Below are 19,596 nucleotides of genomic sequence, written 5' to 3' on the forward strand. Positions count from 1 at the left end.
AGACCCTCGGGCGAGAGCCAAGCTCTATATATAACGCACATCAATGTGCGATATTAGCACACGTGATGTCCCAAAACGAGAACCGGATTTCCGGCGAGAAGGAACCGTGACGGAGTTCGAGAGCGTCTGGAGCGACCTGCAGGGCGTTGAGTTTTCCCAGGGCTACCTCAACGCGGGCGGCGTGCGGACCCGCTACCTGCGCGCCGGCGAACCGGGCAAGCCGGTGCTGGTGTTGCTGCACGGATCCGGTGGTCACGCCGAGGCCTATGTGCGGAACCTGGCCGCGCACGCCGAGCACTTCTGGACTTGGTCGATCGACATGCTGGGGCACGGGTACACCGACAAACCCGGCCACCCGCTGGAGATCCGGCACTATGTCGAGCACCTGATGGCCGTGGTGCGCAGCATCGGGGCCGACCGGATCAAACTCAGTGGCGAGTCGCTCGGCGGCTGGGTCGCCGCGCGTGCCGCCGTCGACCATCCGGACGTTATTGACCGGCTCGTGCTGAACACCGCCGGTGGCTCACAGGCCGACCCGGTGGTGATGAAACGCATCATCACGTTATCGATGGCCGCCGCGGAGAACCCGACCTGGGAGACCGTGCAGGCACGCATCAAATGGTTGATGGCCGACAAGTCCAAGGACTACGACGACCTGGTCGCCAGCCGGCAACGCATCTACCGCCAGCCCGGATTCGTCGCGGCGATGCGCGACATCATGGCGCTGCAGGATCCGGCGATCCGGGCCCGAAACCTGTTGGGCCCGGCGGAGTACGGTGCGATCACCGCGCCCACCCTGGTCCTGTGGACGAGTGACGACCCCACCGCCGATGTGCCCGAGGGCCGCCGCATCGCTTCGATGATTCCCGGGGCCCGGTTCGAGCTCATGCCCGGTTGCGGTCACTGGCCCCAGTACGAAGACGCCAAGACCTTCAACAGGTTGCACCTCGACTTCCTGCTGGGGCGCTGATGGCCGGCCCGGGCTTCGACGTGGTCGTCGTCGGCGCCGGCCCCGTCGGCCTGACGCTGGCCAACATCCTTGGTCTGCAGGGGATTCGGACGCTCGTGGTGGACGAGCGCTCGACGCTCATCGACTATCCGCGCGGGGTCGGCCTGGATGACGAGGCGTTGCGCACCTTCCAGTCGATCGGACTGGTCGACAACGTGCTGCCCCACACGGTTCCAAATCAGATCCTGCGCTTTTACGACGCCAAGCGCCGGGTGCTCGCCGAAATGGCGCCGCCCGACGCGCGATTCGGCTGGCCCAAGCGCAACGGCTTCGTGCAGCCGTTGGTCGACGCCGAATTGCTGCGCGGGCTGGACAGATTCGACCACGTGCAGGTGTGGTGGAACCGTCCGATGGCCTCCTGCACCCAGGACGCCGACACGGTGACCGTTACGCTCGGCGGGGCCGAGGACACCGCCACAGTGTGCGCGCGGTATGTGGTGGGCTGCGACGGCGGCCGCAGCATGACCCGCGGCATGATGGGCGTTTCCTTCGACGGGACCACGTCGCCGACCCGGTGGCTGGTGGTCGACATCGCCGACGATCCGCTGGGCCACCCGAACAGCGAGGTGGGTGCCGACCCGGAGCGCCCCTACGCGTCCATATCGATTGCGCACGGAATTCGCCGCTTCGAGTTCATGATTCACGCCCACGAGACAGATGAGCAGGCCGAGGACCCGGCCTTCCTGAGGCGGATGCTGGCTCGGATGGTGCCGCACCCGGATCGCGTCGAGGTGATCCGGCGCCGGGTCTACACCCACCACTCGCGGATCGCCGGCGCCTTCCGTGCCGGCCGGATGCTGCTCGCGGGAGACGCGGCCCACCTGATGCCGGTGTGGCAGGGACAGGGCTACAACAGCGGCATTCGGGACGCCGCCAATCTGGGCTGGAAGCTCGCCGCGGTGGTCAGCGGCCGGGCCGGTGACGCGCTGCTGGACACCTATGATGTCGAGCGGCGCAAACACGCCCGCGCCATGATCGACCTGTCGACGATGGTGGGCCGGGTCATCTCTCCGACCAACCGCAGGGTGGCCGGGGCGCGTGATGTGCTCATTCGATCCGCGTCGATCGTGCCGTCGCTCAAGCGGTACGTGCTGGAGATGCGGTTCAAACCGATGCCTCGTTACGAGCGCGGCGCCGTTGTGCATGATCGGCCGGAATCACCGGCTGGGACGTTGTTCGTGCAGCCCCGGGTTGATACCCGGACCCAGCAGAACGTCCTGCTTGACGACGTGCTGGGACCCTGGTTCGCGGTGATGTGCTGGAACAACAATCCGCGCCAGATCCTCGGCGAGCAGGCGTTCGCACAGTGGAAAGCCTTGGGCGCACGTTTCTTTGCGCTGCGACCGCTGACGCAGCTGCACTGGAGCGGCCAGGACGATCCCGATGTGGTCATCATCGGAGATCGCTGCGGGGGGCTCAAAGCCTGGTTCGACGCCCACCAGGAATCGGTGGTGTTCCTGCGCCCGGATCGCTGCATCGCCGGCGCCTGTATCGCCCAGCGGTCGCCCGAATTGAGCGCGGCACTGATCGATGGCCTGACTCTCACCCCGGAAGGGGGTGAAATCGACAGTGCCACTGGCTCTTTGCTGTATGTCGCACAGCCCGCTGCTGAATCTACCGGGGCCGCCGCGGGATCTGCTTGACGACGTCGAGGCCGCGATCGCGCAGGCGCGGGAATTCGTCACCGCGTACGACCCGGAACTCGTCGTCATTTTCGCCCCAGACCACTACAACGGATTCTTTTACAAGGTGATGCCGCCGTTCTGTATCGGCATGCAGGCCAACGGGGTCGGTGACTACGGCACCCATGCCGGCCCACTCGACGTTGCCCACGACATCGCCGAAGCCTGCGCCAAGGCCGTCCTTGCCGACGGAGTGGACGTCGCGGTATCGGCCAGCATGGACGTCGATCACGGCACCGTACAGCCTTTGGAGAAGCTGCTGGGCGCGGCGACCGCTCGTCCGGTGATACCGATCTTCGTCAACGCCGTCGCCGCACCGTTGGGGCCGCTGCATCGATGCCGCGCGCTGGGCAGCGCGGTCGGCAACTTCTTGGCCACCCTCGAACGCAGGGTATTGGTGCTCGGATCCGGTGGCTTGTCGCACAGCCCCCCGGTGCCCACCCTGGCCACCGCCGCCCCGGCCGCGCTCGAGCGCATCGTGCACGGCCGGCCGATGACCACCGAACAGCGCCAGGCCCGGCAGGCGCAGGTGATCGAGGCCGCCAGAGAGTTCGCCGATGGCACCGGCGCGTTGCAGGCCCTCAACCCGGCCTGGGACCAGCGGTTCCTGGATATCGTCGACAGCGGCCACCTGGCCGATCTGGACCACTGGTCGAATGCCTTCGTCACCCACGAGGGTGGCAGCTCCGCGCACGAAATCCGGACTTGGATAGCGGCTTTCGCGGCGCTGGCGACGGCCGGCCCATACCGGACCACAGTGCGCTACTACCGGCAGGCGGCGGCGCTGATCGCCGGGTTCGCCGTCCGGACGGCGGTGCCCGCCGAATGACCGCCACAGCCGGCTTCGACCGGATTGTCGATGTGCTGGTCGCCGGATCCGGCGCCGGCGGCATGACCGCGGCCCTCACTGCGGCCGCCGCCGGCTTGGACGTGCTGGTCATCGAGAAGTCCCCGCAGTTCGGTGGTTCCACCGCGCTGTCCGGCGGCGGTATCTGGGTGCCGGGCGCACCCGCTCAGCGCAGGGCGGGCTACTCGCCCGACCCCGAAGCGGTCGTGCAGTACCTGCGGCGGATCACCGACGGACTGGTCAGCGATGCCCGACTCCGGCAGTACGTCGCGTCGGCGCCGCGGATGCTGGAGTTCCTGGAGGGCCTCAGCCCGTGGCTCGAATTCGTCTGGAAGCCGGGCTATGCCGACTATTACCCGGAGTTGCCGGGCGGATCCGAGCTCGGCAGCACCATCAACGTGCCGCCCATCGACCTCCGCCGGCTCGGCGACGACGAGGACAAGCTGCTGCAACCGCTGGCGCTGGCGCCGAAGGGAATCTGGCTGGGCCCCATGGAACTGCGGTCCTTTTACCGGATTCGGCAGTCCTGGGCCGGTAAGGCCGTACTGGTGAGGCTGATCTCGCGCATGGCCCGGGCCAGGTTGTTCGGCGAGCGGATCGCCGCCATCGGGCAGTCGCTGGCCGCCCGGCTCCGGCTGGCGATGCGAGACGTCGGCGTGCCGCTGTGGCTGAACACGCCGATGACCGAATTGCTCACAGACGCTGACGGATCGGTGGTCGGGGTGTTGGTGGACCGCGGCGGCACGCGACTGCGGATCGGTGCCCGGCGCGGGGTCATTCTGGCCTCCGGGGGCTTCGACCACGACATGGCATGGCGCAAGGAGCAACAACCGGTGGTGGATCAGGATTGGAGCTTCGGTAACCCGGCCGCCACCGGCGACGGTATCCGCGCCGGTCAGCGGGTGGGTGCCGGCACCGACCTGCTCGACGAGGCGTGGTGGTTTCCGGCCATCCAATGGCCGGACGGGCGAATGCAATTCATGCTCAACGAGCGGATGATGCCCGCGCAGTTCATCGTCAACGGCGAGGGGAAGCGGTTCATCAACGAGGCGGCACCGTACATGGACTTCGGTCACGCGATGATCGAAGGCCAGAAAACCGGCGTGACGCACATCCCGTGCTGGCTCATCACCGACCACCGATCGTTCAACCGCTATGTCGTCGGCGGCCACCTGCCGATACCCAAGATCCCCGGCGCCCCGGTACCCACCGGACGCAAGGTCCCGAAGGCCTGGCTGGACTCCGGCGTCGTCAAGGCCGCGTCGACGTGGGAGGAGCTGGCCGCCAAGATAGCTGTTCCGGCGCAACAACTCCGGGCGACCGCCACGCGCTTCAACGAACTCGCCCACCAGGGCCACGACGACGACTTCTGTCGTGGGGACAGCGTTTACGACAACTACTACGGCGATCCGACGCTGCCCAACCCCAACCTGTATCCGCTCGGCGGCCCACCGTACTACGCGTTCCGTGTGGTGCTGGGCGACCTCGGCACCTCCGGTGGCCTGCGTACCGACGAATTCGCCCGCGTGCTGCGCGACGACGACACCGTGATACTCGGACTCTATGCGGTGGGCAATGTCTCCGCGCCGGTGATGGGCCGCAGTTATGCCGGTGCCGGCGCGACCATCGGGCCGGCCATGACCTTCGGCTTTGTCGCGGCGAATCACGCGGCGGATCACGCGGCGAATCATGCTGCCGCACAGGACGCCGCGCTCGACGCAACCCAGACCCCGAATACTCCTAGGAGGTAACGATGAAGATTTCGCTGTTCTACGAGTTTGCGCTGCCACGCCCGTGGGTGCCCGATGACGAGCGCCAGATGCTGCAGGACTGCCTGGACGAGGTCGAGGCGGCGGACAAGGCCGGTTTTTCCACCGTGTGGCTTACCGAGCACCACTTCCTCGAGGAGTACTGCCATTCCACCGCCCCGGAGATCTTTCTGGCCGCGGCCAGCCAGCGCACCAAGAACATTCGGCTGGGATTCGGCATCATGCATCTGCCCCCCGCGGTCAATCACCCGGCCCGGGTGGCCGAGCGGATCGCCACCCTGGACCTGCTGTCCAACGGGCGCGTCGAATTCGGCACGGGCGAATCGTCTTCCGTCGGCGAACTCGGCGGATTCAACATCGATCCCGCCGACAAGCGTGCGCAGTGGGAGGAAGCGCTCGAGGTCTCCATCCGGTGCATGATCGAGGAGCCGTTCTCGGGGTTCAAGGGCGAACACATCCAGATGCCGGCCCGCAACGTCATTCCCAAGCCGCTGCAGAAGCCGCACCCCCCGGTCTGGGTGGCCTGTACCCGCCCGGCCAGCGTGCAGATGGCGGCCCAAAAGGCGATTGGTGCACTGAGTTTCGCCTACACCGGACCCGGGCCGCTGACCGAGCGAGTGAACGGCTACTACAAGGAATTCGAGGAGAACGGCGTCCCCGTTACGCCCGCTATCAACCCGAACATCCTGGCCATCGGCGGGGACCTGTCAATGATGGTGGCCAAGTCCGACGACCTTGCGCTGCAACGCCTCGGCCAGGGCGGCGGGTTCTTCTCCTTCGGAATCATGCACTACTACATGACCGGAGTGCACACCCCGGGCCGCACCGGCGTCTGGGAACGCTATCTCGAAGAGGTCGAGAAGGACCCGACGCTGGCCTATGGTCCCGGGCGGGGCGCGATCGGGTCACCGGCCACCGTGCGCGAATTCCTGCGCGGTTACGAGGAAAGCGGTGTGGACGAGATCATTCTGCTGCTCAACCCGCGCAGTCACGAGGGCACCATGGAATCCATCGAGTTGATGGGCAAAGAGGTGCTGCCGGAGTTCATCGAGCGGGACGAGAAGGCGGTTGCCGACAAGGCTGCACGGCTGGCGCCGGTGATCGAAAAGGTGGAGGCGCGCCGGCCCGAATCCACGGTGCCTCCGTTCGACGAGAACTACTCGTTCGGTGGGTTGCCGACCGGGCGGGGCGGTAAGTTCACCGCCAGCGAGATTCCCGAGGCGATGGCCGAGATCAACGAGGGCCGGGTGCAGGCGGCGCAGCGGCTGAAGGAGCAGGGCAAGTGACGAAAGATCGGCTTGCGCGGGAGAGCGGTTGACCCGATACGACGAGCTGTGGCGCTACGACGGCCGTCGTGCCGTGGTGACCGGGTGCGCCTCGGGCATCGGCGCACACGTGGTCTCCGGGCTGACCGAGCTGGGTGCCGAGGTGGTGGGACTGGACAAACGGCGACCCGCGGTCGAGCTCAACGCTTTTCATGAAGTCGACCTGGCCGACCCGGCATCGATCGACCAAGCCGTCGCAGCCGTCGGGGGGCCCGTCGACGCGCTGTTCAACGTCGCGGGCGTCTCCTCGGGAGTCGGCGACCCGCAGCTTGTCCTCACCGTCAACTTTCTCGGCTTGCGCCACCTGACCGAGGCGGTGATCCCAACAATGACCGCGGGATCGTCGATCGTCAGCGTGTCCTCACTGGCCGCGGCCGGCTACCACGAACACCTGCGCGACGTCGCCCCGCTGCTGCGCACCGCGACGATGCAGGAAGGCGCCGAATGGGCGCAGCGTCACCCGGACACGTTGGGCACCGGCTATCAACTGGCCAAGGAAGCGGTCATCCTCTACACCATGCGAAATGCCGTGGTGCTCGGGGCTCGCGGCATCCGGATCAATTGCACCGGCCCCGGCGTCACCGAAACACCGATCCTGGACCAGCTGCGGACCGCGTACGGGCCGGCGTTCCTCGATGACATCCCCAAGCCACTGGGCCGGGTGTCCAATCCGGCGGAACAAGCCGCCGTGCTGCTGTTCTTGAATAGCGCCGCCGCAAGCTATATTTCCGGCCAAGTCGTCTGGGTCGACGGCGGAAACGTCGGTGCCGCCATCGCCCGTGAACTCGAGGAGGCCTGATGGCCGCGATGGCGGATTTTCGCCGGGTCGCCAAGGACGTCAGCAACTGGGGCCGATGGGGCGATGACGACGAACTCGGCACCCTGAACTTCATCACCCCTGAGAAGGTTCGGCAGGCGGCAAGCCTGGTGCGCCACGGCAAGGTCTTCCCGCTGGGTGTGGACTTCGGATCGTCGGGACCCCAAGGGGCCTTTGGCTTCCGGCACAATCCGGTGCATGTGATGACCGTCGACGGGGGAGACGCGAACTCATTGCTGCAGTACGGGCCCGGGTGGGAGAAGAATCCGACCGCGGCCCAGTTGAGCGGTTACCTCGCCGACAATCCGTTTCGCTTCAACGATGACATGATCATCATGCCGCTGCAGGCCGCCACGCAGTGGGATGCGTTGTCCCACGTGTACTATGAGGACCGGCTCTACAACGGCTTCCCGGCCGATTCGGTGACCAGCCTGGGCGCATTCCACTGCGGTATCGACAAGGTCGACGTCAAAGGCATCACGTCCCGTGGTGTGCTGCTCGATCTGGTGCGCCATCGCGGCGCCGAGGTGTTCCTCGAACACGGCAACCCGATCACCCCGGAGGAGCTGGACGACGTTGTCCGCGCGCAGGGCGTGACGATCGAGAGCGGTGACATCGTGCTGGTCCGAACCGGCTGGTGGACAAGGTTTCTGCTTACCGGTGACAAGGTGGAGCCATATTCCGGCCTGGATTGGCGCTGCGCGCAATGGCTGCACGACCACGACGTCGCCGCCATCGCGTCCGACAACCTACAGGTCGAGGATCCGGTGTCCGGCGTTGACGGCCTGTTCCTGCCTTTCCACCTGCTCTGCCTGCGTGACATGGGTCTGATGCTCGGCGAGTATTGGGACCTGGCCGCGCTCGCCGCCGACTGCGCCGCGGACGGCGTCTACGAATTCCAGCTGATAGCACCGCCGTTGCGATTCACCGGCGCGGTGGGCTCGCCGGTGAATCCGATCGCGATCAAGTGATGGAGATACACCACAGGACCATCGAGGTCGACGGCCTGAACACCAGCTACCTGGAGGCCGGCGAAGGTGACCCGGTGGTGCTGCTGCACGGCGGTGAATTCGGCGCCAGCGCCGAATTAGGCTGGGAGCGGACGATACCCGCGCTCGCCGTGCGCTACCGGGTGCTGGCGCCGGATCAGCTCGGCTTCGGCCAGTCGGCCAAGGTCATCGACTTCGTCAACAGCAGGGCGATGCGAATCCGGCATGTCGCCCGGTTCTGCCAGCTGCTCGGCGTCGAGTCAGCGCACTTCGCCGGAAACTCGATGGGCGCCATCAATCTACTCACGGACACGACGTCGGATGCGCCGCTGTTGCCGGTGCGCAGCATGGCGATCATCTGCGGTGGCGGGGAGATTCGGCAGAACCACCACTTCGATGCCTTGCAGCAGTATGACGCCACGTTGCCGGCGATGCGCAACATCGTCGAGGCGCTGTTCTACGAACCCGCCTATCCGGCCGACGCCGATTATGTGTGGCGCCGCTATACGTCCAGCACCGCCCCGGGTGCGTGGGAAGCGGTGGCTGCGGCCCGGTTCCGGCGTCCCAATGCAGCTGCGCCTGCGACGCCGTCAAGCGCGCGTCCGTACCACCGGATCGGGGTGCCGACGCTGGTCGTCGAGGGCGGCGGCGACAAACTGCTTCCGCCGGGCTGGGCCGCGCAGATTGCCGACCAGATCGACGGGGCGCGTCCGGTGGTGGTTCCCAGCGCCGGCCACTGCCCGCAGATCGAACAGGCCGCGGTGGTCAACGAGCTGCTGCTGGATTTCTTCGGCGCCGTGCCGCGGTCTCAGAAGACGTAGTCCAGCCGGGTCATCATGCCCGCTTCCTGATGATAGGTGTTGTGGCAGTGCATCACCCACGTCCCAGGATTGTCGGCGATCAGCACCGCCTGGAGCTTGCGCTTGGGCAACACGATGACGGTGTCCTTACGGGCACCGAGGGTGCCGTCGCTGTTGATCACCTGAAAAGTGTGTCCGTGCAGGTGGATCGGGTGCCACATCATCGTGGTGTTGTCGAAGGTGAGGGTCGGGTGCTCGCCTTCCCGCACGTGCAACGGTTTGGTCCTGCTGTACGGCTCGCCGTTGATGATCCAGTCGTACTTGGCCATCGTGCCACCGAGGACTACCGGCAGGTCGAGGTTGGGGTCGGGGCGACCCAGGTTGACGGAGGTCGCCGCCGTGAACATGTCGACGACGCCGACCCGCTTGTTCAGTTCGTCCGGCCTGAACTGCGGGTCGGGCGGACTGCCCTTGCCGGTGACCAGCAGGGCGCGCGCCAGCGCGTTCTTACCTTCGGCGGATGCGACCAACGGGAACACGCCGTCGGCCGCCGTCACCACGACGTCGTAGCGTTCGGCCATCCCGATCAGCAGGGCGTCGACCCGAGCGGGAACCACGGGATAACCGTCGGTGTGGGTGACCGTCATCGAGTGTCCCGCCAACGCGACGCGGAACGCGGTATCGGACGCGACGTTGATGATGCGGATCCGGATGCGTTGCCGCGGCTGGGCGTTGAATGTGGTGGCCGCCTCGGGGATTCGACCGTTGATCAGGTAATACGGGTAGGCGATGTCACCGGCGTCACCACCGAGCAGGTCGCTGGTACCGACCTCGCCCGTTCCGCCCATCCCCGGCATCTCGGGCATCCCGTTCGTCGGGCTTGCCGAAGTCGTCGCCGTGGTGGGCGCACTCGTCGTCGTGGTTGGCGTCGTGGTCGTTGAAGCAGTGGTCGTCGGGGACGTCGGCGTTGTGGTGGTGGGTGGGGGAGGCTGCATCGTCGGCTTGTTGGGATCGACGAGCGCGTCATAGAGCTGTTGTGGGGACTTGCCGACGCCGTCGGTCCAATCATCAAGGATGACAATCCATTCGGCATCGTAGCGGCCCAGTTCGGTCGGATCGTCAACGATGAAGGGCAGATACAGCCCTTTGTCCGCGGACAAGCCGGTGTGCGGGTGGGCCCAGTAGGTGCCGGCATTGGGCACCGAGAACCGGTAGGTGAAGTCCCCTCCGGCGGGGATGTTCGGGGTGGCGGGTTCGGCGCCGTCCATGTCGTTGCGCAACGCGATGCCGTGCCAGTGCACCGATGTCGGGCGATCGAGCTTGTTGGTCACCGAGACCACGACCTCGTCGCCGACGGTCGCCCGAATCAACGGGCCCGGGACGGCGTCGCCGTAGGCGAACGTGTCGACGATCCGTCCACCGATGTCTACCCGTGCGGGTTGGGGCGTCAGGCTGGTGGTCACCGTCCGGCCACTGTGTGGACGCTCGGCCTCGGCCGCCGCGATTGCGGCCGCCATGCGGGACATTTGCGTCTTGTGGCCGCAGGCGGCCAGCGCGAATCCGCCGGCGATACCGGCCGCGAGGAAGCCGCGCCTGGTGAAGCGAACGCTGTCTGAGGGGTAACCGCTGGTCGGCTGCGCCGGCATGGACTGCTCCTCGTCTACGTCGATTCGTCGAACCAAACGCCTTCCACCCTGCTCAGCGCGGCAGCATACCGCAACCCGAACGGCGGGCACCGGTTTGCCGGAACCCTCTTTACACTATACCCATGGGGGGTATACAGTGTGCGCCATGAACCTGCGTCGCCGATCGATGCGAATGGCGGTCCTTGCCGCCGTCGCCTGGTTGGTGGCGGTGGTGGTCGTCCAGTGCTGGTTGCCGCATGCGCAGCACCACGCGCCGCATGCGCCGCACCCGTTGGCGGCCGCGGTAGGCGGTGAGTTCACGGTCAACGCCGATCACGCGCACTTCTCCGACAACTCGACACCGCCGTGCCCACTGGACATGGTGGCCGTTCCGCTATCACGTTCGGATGCAACGACCTTCACGCCTGCGTCGGTACCGCCGGTTGCGGGCATCGTGGTCGCGCACGCTCACCCGGCCGAGTCGACGGGACGCGCTCCGCCCGGGGCGCTGGATTCCTCCACCCGCGGACAGGACTTGCTGACCCGCTACTGCCTGGCTCGTCGCTGAGTGGTCAGCGCCAAGCCGTGGCGGCTATGCCGCCGTGGCCGGTGACCGCTGACCCCAGCCATGCCGCGCACTCCTTGCCGGCACCGATGCAGAAGCGACGGAACCAATGAACTTTCTGATGAACGTTGAAGACCTGCGCATTTCCAACCGTGCACACCTCACCACGATGCGCCCCAACCGCGACCGGTACCGGCTTGTTCCCCAGGGCTCTCGCCCGGTCCCGGCCCGGAACCATCAGCCCGACACCATGGTTGGCAATACCCCGGTGCTGTGGGTCTCCGGAGAGACAAGTCCGGTCGGCGCTACCGGCCGCGGATTCTGGGCAAAGCTGGAGGGATTCAACCCCGGCGGCATGAAGGATCGTCCCGCGTTGCACATGGTGGAACGTGCCCGCGCTCGCGGTGACCTGGCCCCGGGCGGCTCGATCATCGAGTCAACCAGCGGCACACTGGGATTGGGTCTGGCACTGGCCGGCAACGTGTATCGGCATCCGGTCACCCTGGTGACCGACCCGGGTCTGGAGCCGATCATCGCGCGGATGCTGACCGCCTACGGTGCCCGGGTGGACATGGTCACCGAGTCGCATCCGGTCGGCGGCTGGCAGCAGGCCCGCAAGGACCGGGTCAGCGAGCTGCTCGCCACCGAGGCCGGCGCCTGGAATCCCAACCAGTACAGCAACCCCGACAACGTCGACGGCTACCGAACATTGGCCCTGGAGTTGGTGTCTCAGCTCGGCCGTATCGACGTCCTGGTGTGCTCGGTGGGCACCGGCGGCCATTCGGCCGGGGTGGCGCGGGTCCTGCGGGAGTTCAACCCCAACCTGCGGCTGATCGGCGTGGACACCATCGGGTCCACCATCTTCGGGCAGCCCGCAGCCAACCGCGTGATGCGCGGCTTGGGTTCGAGCATCTATCCCGACAACGTCGACTACGGCGCATTCAACGAGGTGCACTGGGTTGCTCCCGCCGAGGCGGTGTGGGCCGCGCGCAACATGGCGGCCACCCATTTCGCCAGCGGCGGGTGGAGTGTCGGGGCGGTCGCGCTGGTCGCCGGGTGGGCCGCGCGCACGCTGTCGCCCGACACGACGATCGCCGCGGTCTTCCCGGATGGCCCGCAGCGGTATTTCGACACCGTCTACAACGACGAGTACTGCGCCGAGCGCGGGATACTGGGCGGACGCCCGGCCACCGAGCCCGATTACATCGCCTCGCCGGCGGACGCCGTGGTGAGCCGTTGGACGCGAACCACCGCGGTGGTCAACCCGGTGCGGACGGTGGCCTGATGGGATTGCTGGCGCAGTTTCGCAGCTTCAATCGACCCACCCGGGTGCTGATGGTCAACCAGTTCGGCATCAACTTCGGCTTCTACCTGTTGATGCCGTATCTGGCCGACTACCTTTCCGGCCCCCTAGGGCTGGCGGCGTGGGCGGTCGGTCTGGTCCTGGGCGTACGCAACTTCTCGCAGCAGGGCATGTTCTTCGTGGGCGGCACGCTCGCCGACCGGTTCGGTTACAAGCCCCTGATCGTCGCCGGATGCCTGCTGCGCACCGGCGGGTTCGCTCTGCTGGCCGTCGCACAATCCCTGCCCAGCCTGCTGATCGCGGCGGCCGCCACGGGTTTCGCCGGGGCGCTGTTCAATCCCGCGGTGCGCGCCTACGTCGCAGCCGACTCCGGTGAGCGCAAGGTCGACGCGTTCGCGACGTTCAACGTCTTCTACCAGGCGGGAATCCTACTGGGTCCGCTGGCGGGATTGGCCCTGCTGACAGTGGACTTCCGCGCGACCGTCTTGACCGCGGCGACGGTGTTCGCCGTGCTGACGGTGGCGCAGCTACGGGCGCTGCCCCAGCGCACGGTCGAACCCAGCGCGGAGCGGGGCTCGGTCCTACACGATTGGCGTACGGTAATCCGCAATCGGCGGTTCCTCGCCTTCGCCGCGGCAATGTCCGGCGCCTATGTCCTGTCATTCCAGATCTACCTGGCACTTCCGATGCAGGCGTCACTCTTGGTGCCGGGGCGGCAAGCGCCGGTCGTGGCAGCGGTATTCGCGGTTTCGGGACTGGTCGCAATCGCCGGCCAACTGCGCATCACCGCATGGTTCGCCGAGCGCTGGGAGCCGGCCCGCAGTCTCGTTGTCGGCGCGGGAATCCTGGCGGCGTCCTTCGTGCCGCTCGCCGTGGTGCCGAACGGTCAGCGGTTCGGCACGGCCGCCGGGGTGACGGCACTGCTGCTCTCAGCCGGCTTGCTCGCGATCGCCTCGGCCGCGTTGTATCCCTTCGAAATGCGCACCGTGGTGACCCTGTCGCGGGACAGACTGGTCGCGACGCACTACGGGTTCTACAGCACGATCGTCGGGGTGGGGATCTTGGCGGGCAACCTCGCGGTTGGCGCCCTGATGGATGTCGCGCACCGGTACGACGCCGACGAAATGGCTTGGGGCGCTCTGATATTGCTGGGCACGGTCACGATTGCGGGGCTGCGCCGCTTGGACAGATCCGATCGAGAGCTTGATAGATCAGCCGGGTGTAGCGCTGGGTACGGTCCGATCCGGCCGAAGTGACCTGGCCCATCTTGTTCATCACATAGGCGAAGGTCACCCGCCGGTCGAGGTCCATGACCGCCATGGATCCACCCCAGCCACCCCAGTAGCAGATGCGACCCGCCGGAATATCGGGCACCGCTTCGGCTTTCGGCAACGCATACCCGATACCCCAGCGCGCCGGCATGCCCATCACCAAATCTATGCCGTTGGCCTGCTCGGTGAAGATCAGGTCGACCGTGCTCGGACTCAGGAACTGCCGCCCATTGGCCCTGCCGCCCAAGGAAATCGGAAAAAGGGCCCGTACCAGGGCACGGGCGTTGCCGTGGCCGTTGGCCGCCCCGATGTCTGCGCGCCGCCACCCCGTGCTCTGCGCCAGCAGCGCGGCCTCACCGGTGGGTGCCAGCATGCCGAAGGTCTTCCGCATCGGATGGTCCTCGGGCACCGCGTCCAATGGGATGTCCAGCGGTGGTGGCGGGATCAATTCGGCGATACGGCTGTCATCCTCGGGGCGGGCGCCGATCTGGATGTCGGCGCCCAGCGGGGTGGCGATCTCCTCGCGCACGAACTCTTTGAGCGTCATGCCGGTGATGCGGCGGACGATCTCACCGACCAGGTGGCCGATATTCACCGCGTGGTAGCCGGATGCGGTGCCGGGCTGCCACCAAGGTGCCTGCGCGGCGAGATGAGCGGTGGATTTCTCCCAGTCGTAAACATCTTCGATGGTGAACGGCAGCTCCCAGCCAGACACCCCCGAGGTGTGGCTCAGCACGTGGCGGACCTCGATGCCTTCCTTGCCGTTCGCGGCGAACTCCGGCCAATAACGGGCGACGGGCGCGTACGGGTCGAGGTCACCGCGGTCGATGAGCAGCAACGCCGCCAGCGCGGTGACGTTCTTGGTGCTGGAGAAGACGTTGACGATCGTGTCGGCGTTCCACTGCCTGGTCTTGGCGCGGTCGACGTAGCCGCCCCAGATGTCGACGACCGTCTCGCCGTCGATGTCGACCGCAATGGCGGCGCCGAGTTCTCCGCCGGTGGACAGCTCGTCGGCGAGGCCTGCGGCCAGGTCGGCGAAGCGCGGGTCGTAATGTCCGGCGATGACGGCGTCGACTGCGGTATCGCAGATTTGTCGGGTCATGGTTGATCTCCTCTGTGGTTGGTTCTGCGACTATGCGGTCGGCGCCGGCCGCGGCGCATTGGCCGGATCGCGTAAATCGCCACCGCGGTGAGCGGGTGATTTTTCTACGCATATCCGCCGATGTTGCGGATCACGACGCGGCGCAGGCTGGCTAGCATGGGTGAATCTGATTCCCGCGTGGACACGGCGCCGCTGAACTGGAGCGAGTTGGGCGTGAGCGAACTGCCGACCGGTACGGTGACCCTGCTGCTGGCAGACATCGAAGGATCCACTGCGTTGTGGCAGAACCATCCCGCCGAGATGACCGAAGCGGTGGCGCGCCTGGACACGACCCTGGCCGAGCTGGTGGACGCCCACCACGGGGTGCGCCCGGTCGAGCAGGGCGAGGGGGACAGCTTCGTCGTCGCGTTCGCCCGCGCCAGCGACGCCGCGTGTTGTGCGCTGGCGTTGCAGCGCGCACCGCTGGCTCCGCTGCGGATGCGAATCGGGGTGCACACCGGCGAGATTCAGCTCCGCGATGGTGCCAATTACATGGGACCCACCATCAATCGGGCCGCCCGGGTGCGCGACCTGGCACACGGCGGCCAGACCGTGCTTACCGCGGCCACCGAGCAGGTCGTGGTCGATCATCTGCCTGATGGGGCGTGGTTGACCGAGCTCGGCACGCACCAACTCCGTGGCCTGGCTCGGCCCGAGCGCATCGTCCAGCTGTGCCATCCCGACCTGCGCGTCGAATTCCCGCCGCTCCGATCATCGGATAGCGCTGCCGCTCAACCGCTTCCGATACCGCTGACCAGCTTTGTCGGGCGCAGCGCCGAAATCGCGGAGCTCACGCGGCTGGTCAACGAGCATCGGCTGGTGACCCTGACCGGCGCGGGCGGCGTCGGCAAGACCCGGTTGGCCGTCGAGTTGGCAACACATCTCACCAAGGGCGTCGGCGGCCCGATCCACTATGTCGATCTCGTCCCGATCAACGACCCCGCCCTGGTGGAGGGGGCGGTCGCCCAAGCCCTGGGCCTGCCCGATCAACCCGGCCGGTCTGTCGCTGACACCCTCGTGGCACGCATTGCCGACAACCCGACGTTGATCGTGCTGGACAACTGCGAGCATGTGCGCGAAGCGGTTACGGCATTGGTGGATTCGCTGTTGGGTCGCTGCCCCGCGGTGCGGATACTGGCCACCAGTCGCGAACCACTGCGCACCGCGGCAGAGGTGAACTGGCAGGTTCCTTCGCTCGGGATGGCCGACGACGCCATCGCGTTGTTTACCGACCGCGCCCGCCACGTTCGGCCCGAGTTCGTCATCACCGAGACCAATGTCGACGCGGTCACCGAGATCTGTCGGCGGCTGGACGGGATGCCGCTCGCCATCGAGTTGGCCGCCGCCCGGATGCGGGCGTTGTCGGCGGCCGACATCCGGGACAGCTTGCAGGACCGTTTCCAGCTGCTCACCGGTGGCGCGCGCACGGCCGTCCGGCGGCAGCAGACCCTGCGGGCTTCGGTGGACTGGTCGCATTCGATGCTCACCGAGGCGGAGAGCGTGCTCTTTCGTCGATTGGCGGTATTCGCAGGTGGTTTCGACCTCGACGCCGCTGTATCGGTGTGCGGGGGCGAGGGTGTGCAGCGCTATCAGGTGCTCGACCAGCTGACCCTGCTGGTGGACAAGTCACTGGTGCAGGCCGACAACGTCGCCGACCGAGCGCGCTATCGCATGCTGGAAACGATCCGCGAGTACGGCTTGGAAAGGCTCAATGAGTCCGGCGACGCCGCGGCGGTGTGTCGTCGGCACCGGGACCACTACGCCGTGCTGGCTACCGCGCTGGATACCCCTACGCGCAACGACTTTCGGGACCGGGTCGCCCGCGTCGAGTCAGATCTCGACAACGTGCGGGCCGCATTCGCCCACTGCTGTGACAACGCCGAGTGTGAACAGGCGTTGCAGCTGGCGTCCTTATTGCAACCGCTGTGGCAAGGTCGCGGCCGGTTGCGCGAGGGCCTCTCGTGGTTCAATTCGGTGCTCAACCGTGCCGACGTCGATCCGGCTGGCGTCGACCCGGCGATATATGCCCGCGCCATCGCGGACAAGGCCGTGCTGGATTCCTTCACCGCGGCGACCGACAGTGTCGAGCAGGTGCACCGCGCCCTGGAAACCGCACGCGAGCTGGGGGACCCCACCCTGCTGGCACGCACTCTTACCGCATGCGGTTGCATCGCCAATCTCGAATTCGATTCGGCGGCAGGGTATTTCACCGAAGCGATCGACCTGGTCCGGGCGATTGGTGATGACTGGCGGCTCAGTCAGATCCTGGGTAGGCAGGCGTACCTCGCTGCCATGGCCGGCGACCCGGTCGCGTCCGAGGACCTCGGCCGCGAAGGCGCGGAAGTCGCCGGTGCGCTCGGTGACTGGCTGAACGAGCACTGGTGCCGCTGGAGTGTGGGCATGTCCCAGATGTTTCGGGCGGATCTGGACGGCGCCGTGGACACCTTCCGCAACGTGCACGCCGACTGCAAAACCGACGGAAACATTCTGGGTGGCATGTTGTGCCTGATCAGCATGGGGTGCGCCCTGGCATACCGCGGGGATGTCGCCGCGGCCCGGGACGCGGGCCACGCGGCGGTGGCCGCCGGGGCCGAGATCGACGCGATGCTGGAACTCGCGGCCGCAACCGTGCTGGCCGTTGCGGCCGTGGCCGAGGGCGACGCCGAAGCCGCGAGCGCGATCGGCGCAAAGGTCTGGGACCATCCCGCTGTTCACCGAGGCACCGTGGCCGCCAGCGCCGTCGCCCTGTGCGCGCACGTCGAGGGCGACCTCGCCAAGGCGCAGCAATTGGCCGACGAGGCGGTCACCACGCTCGAAGGCTGGCACCGCCTGCTCGCGTTAACCGTCCGCGCGCACATCGCCGCGGACCGCGGCGACAATGATCAGGCCCGCCGCGACGCCCTTCAGGCGCTGACGACGGCCATCGACAATCAGGCCCGGCTCGGCGTCCCGGCGGCTCTGGAGGTCCTGGCCCGGCTGGCGGCGGACGCCGGCAGCCACGCCGAGGCCGCCCGGCTGCTCGGGGCGGCGGACGCCCAACGTGCCCGCGTCGGCGAGCTGCGCTTTCCCATGTATCAGCCCGCATACGCCTCGGCGTGCGAGCAATGTCGGAAAGCATTGGGGGACATTGAATTTCAGGCGTCCTATGATACCGGCGCGGCGCTTTCCGTCGACGATGCCATCGGCTATGCGCTGCGGCGGCGCGGCGAACGCAAGCGGCCCGCCATCGGTTGGGCGTCGCTGACCCCCACCGAGCTCGAGGTGGCTCGCCTGGTCAGCGAGGGACTGGCGAACAAGGACATCGCCGAGCGGATGTTCATCTCACCGCGCACGGTCCAGGCGCATCTGACCCACATGTACACAAAACTCGGCTTCACCTCCCGGCTGCAGCTGGCCCGCGAAACCGCGCGCCGCAGCGCCGACGCCTGACGACGCGCCGAGGTCACATAACGGACTCATTCGAATTCCATGTGAATTTCGTCGGCTTCGCCAACAGCTGCTCAACTGGGCCTTAACATAAGGTTAACGAAAGGTGAACGCGTCCAGCGCGCGGTGAGGTGAACCATGGATTTCGGTGCGTTGCCACCGGAGGTCAACTCCGGCCGGATGTATGCGGGTTCCCGCTCCCGGTCGATGCTGGAGGCCGCGCACGCATGGGACCGATTGGCCGACGAACTCTACGGAACCGTGAATGCCTACCGGTCAACCGTCGCCGCCCTGGCGGCCGACGGATGGCAGGGTTGCGCCGCGGATGCGATGGCCGACGCCACCGCGCCCTATTTGCGGTGGCTGACGCGTACCGCCGCCCAGGCCGAAGAGATCGCCAGTCAGGCCAGGGCCGCGGCCGGCGCGTTCGATGACGCGCTGGCAGCCACCATCGCGCCGTCGGTCATCGACGCCAACCGCGCTCGCGTGGCGGCGTTGAGCGCCACCAACGCGACCGGCCAGTCCACACCGGCGATTGCGTCCCTGGAAGCCGACTACGGCGAGATGTGGGCACAGGACGCCGCAGCGATGTACCGCTATGCCGCCGCCTCGGCCGCGGCCGCCACCCTTCCGTCGCTGACGCCGCCCGCGCTGGGCTACAACATGCCGGCACTGATGGGTTCCGACGAAGGCGATGGCACCCCGGCCATGTTGGCGCCCGCGATGCCGGCGGTGCCCCAAGCGCTGCGCAGCCTGGCCGGACCGGTCCGGTCGGCCGCGGTGACCTCCGGGATCGCCAGGCTGCTGCGGCAGTGCAAGTTCGCCTCCCCGATGAGCGCCTTCGCCTCGGCGATCAGTTCGTCGCGGAGCATGACTTCCTCGGGCACCTCGGCACGGCCGAAGATGCCTGCGCAGCCCGACATGAAGCTGGCCGTGGGTCGCGGTGTGGTGGTCGGGCGGTTGGTGGTGCCGCCCAGTTGGGGCGCGGTGGCGATGGGCGCAGTGCGCGCGATCGCCTGATCGCCGA

At 67.2% G+C, this 19,596-nt stretch carries 15 protein-coding genes; 13 read left to right on the forward strand and 2 right to left on the reverse strand.

Features of this window, described 5'->3' with window-relative positions; all coding sequences use genetic code 11:
• Positions 1 to 106: 106 nt before the first annotated feature.
• Genes A9X01_RS01950 through A9X01_RS01985 form a run of 8 tightly spaced genes read left to right on the forward strand, consistent with a single transcriptional unit; the run spans position 107 to position 9,259 of the window.
• Complete coding sequence (locus A9X01_RS01950) at positions 107 to 970, forward strand: alpha/beta fold hydrolase (RefSeq protein ID WP_065119046.1); 864 nt, start codon at positions 107 to 109, stop codon at positions 968 to 970.
• Complete coding sequence (locus A9X01_RS01955) at positions 970 to 2,652, forward strand: bifunctional 3-(3-hydroxy-phenyl)propionate/3-hydroxycinnamic acid hydroxylase (RefSeq protein WP_065119047.1); 1,683 nt, start codon at positions 970 to 972, stop codon at positions 2,650 to 2,652. Before A9X01_RS01950 ends, A9X01_RS01955 begins: the two co-directional genes overlap by 1 nt.
• Entirely contained in the window at positions 2,600 to 3,520 is a 921-nt protein-coding gene (locus A9X01_RS01960; protein ID WP_065119048.1) for a 3-carboxyethylcatechol 2,3-dioxygenase, read from the forward strand. The genes A9X01_RS01955 and A9X01_RS01960 overlap by 53 nt, the downstream gene beginning before the upstream one ends.
• Positions 3,517 to 5,289 (forward strand): FAD-binding protein, encoded by a 1,773-nt coding sequence (locus tag A9X01_RS01965; RefSeq protein WP_065119049.1) that lies wholly within the window; start codon positions 3,517 to 3,519, stop codon positions 5,287 to 5,289. Before A9X01_RS01960 ends, A9X01_RS01965 begins: the two co-directional genes overlap by 4 nt.
• Before the next feature lie 2 nt (positions 5,290 to 5,291).
• Positions 5,292 to 6,593 (forward strand): LLM class flavin-dependent oxidoreductase, encoded by a 1,302-nt coding sequence (locus A9X01_RS01970; RefSeq protein ID WP_065036714.1) that lies wholly within the window; start codon positions 5,292 to 5,294, stop codon positions 6,591 to 6,593.
• Between the two features lie 28 nt (positions 6,594 to 6,621).
• A complete protein-coding gene (locus A9X01_RS01975) occupies positions 6,622 to 7,431 on the forward strand; it encodes a coniferyl-alcohol dehydrogenase (RefSeq protein ID WP_065119050.1) in 810 nt (269 codons plus the stop codon).
• Positions 7,431 to 8,420 (forward strand): cyclase family protein, encoded by a 990-nt coding sequence (locus A9X01_RS01980; protein WP_065119051.1) that lies wholly within the window; start codon positions 7,431 to 7,433, stop codon positions 8,418 to 8,420. Before A9X01_RS01975 ends, A9X01_RS01980 begins: the two co-directional genes overlap by 1 nt.
• Positions 8,420 to 9,259, forward strand: a complete 840-nt coding sequence (locus A9X01_RS01985) for an alpha/beta fold hydrolase (protein ID WP_065119052.1) — start codon at positions 8,420 to 8,422, stop codon at positions 9,257 to 9,259. The genes A9X01_RS01980 and A9X01_RS01985 overlap by 1 nt, the downstream gene beginning before the upstream one ends.
• Here the strand turns inward: A9X01_RS01985 and A9X01_RS01990 are convergent.
• Positions 9,247 to 10,884 (reverse strand): multicopper oxidase family protein, encoded by a 1,638-nt coding sequence (locus A9X01_RS01990; RefSeq protein ID WP_065119053.1) that lies wholly within the window; start codon positions 10,882 to 10,884, stop codon positions 9,247 to 9,249. The two genes, A9X01_RS01985 and A9X01_RS01990, sit on opposite strands and share 13 nt — an antisense overlap.
• 145 nt (positions 10,885 to 11,029) lie before the next feature.
• Between A9X01_RS01990 and lpqS the strand changes: the two genes are divergently transcribed.
• The 3 genes from lpqS to A9X01_RS02005 all read left to right on the forward strand — a co-directional run bounded on the left by lpqS (position 11,030) and on the right by A9X01_RS02005 (position 13,987).
• Entirely contained in the window at positions 11,030 to 11,431 is a 402-nt protein-coding gene (gene lpqS / locus A9X01_RS01995; RefSeq protein ID WP_065119054.1) for a putative copper homeostasis (lipo)protein LpqS, read from the forward strand.
• A 166-nt stretch (positions 11,432 to 11,597) separates the two neighbouring features.
• Entirely contained in the window at positions 11,598 to 12,713 is a 1,116-nt protein-coding gene (locus A9X01_RS02000; protein WP_065119077.1) for a PLP-dependent cysteine synthase family protein, read from the forward strand.
• Positions 12,713 to 13,987, forward strand: coding sequence for an MFS transporter (locus A9X01_RS02005; protein ID WP_065119078.1), 1,275 nt, complete (start codon positions 12,713 to 12,715; stop codon positions 13,985 to 13,987). The genes A9X01_RS02000 and A9X01_RS02005 overlap by 1 nt, the downstream gene beginning before the upstream one ends.
• Here A9X01_RS02005 and A9X01_RS02010 read toward each other — a convergent pair.
• Positions 13,890 to 15,104: a serine hydrolase domain-containing protein gene (locus A9X01_RS02010; RefSeq protein WP_065119055.1), complete on the reverse strand. Its 1,215-nt coding sequence runs from the start codon at positions 15,102 to 15,104 to the stop codon at positions 13,890 to 13,892. The two genes, A9X01_RS02005 and A9X01_RS02010, sit on opposite strands and share 98 nt — an antisense overlap.
• A gap of 156 nt (positions 15,105 to 15,260) precedes the next feature.
• Between A9X01_RS02010 and A9X01_RS02015 the strand changes: the two genes are divergently transcribed.
• Together A9X01_RS02015 and A9X01_RS02020 are read left to right on the forward strand one after the other, a co-directional pair.
• Positions 15,261 to 18,572 (forward strand): helix-turn-helix transcriptional regulator, encoded by a 3,312-nt coding sequence (locus A9X01_RS02015; RefSeq protein WP_155771876.1) that lies wholly within the window; start codon positions 15,261 to 15,263, stop codon positions 18,570 to 18,572.
• A 135-nt stretch (positions 18,573 to 18,707) separates the two neighbouring features.
• Positions 18,708 to 19,589, forward strand: a complete 882-nt coding sequence (locus A9X01_RS02020) for a PPE family protein (protein WP_065119056.1) — start codon at positions 18,708 to 18,710, stop codon at positions 19,587 to 19,589.
• Positions 19,590 to 19,596 lie beyond the last annotated feature (7 nt).

It is taken from the genome of Mycobacterium asiaticum, from assembly GCF_001668675.1.
Classification (GTDB): Bacteria; Actinomycetota; Actinomycetes; order Mycobacteriales; family Mycobacteriaceae; genus Mycobacterium; species Mycobacterium asiaticum_D.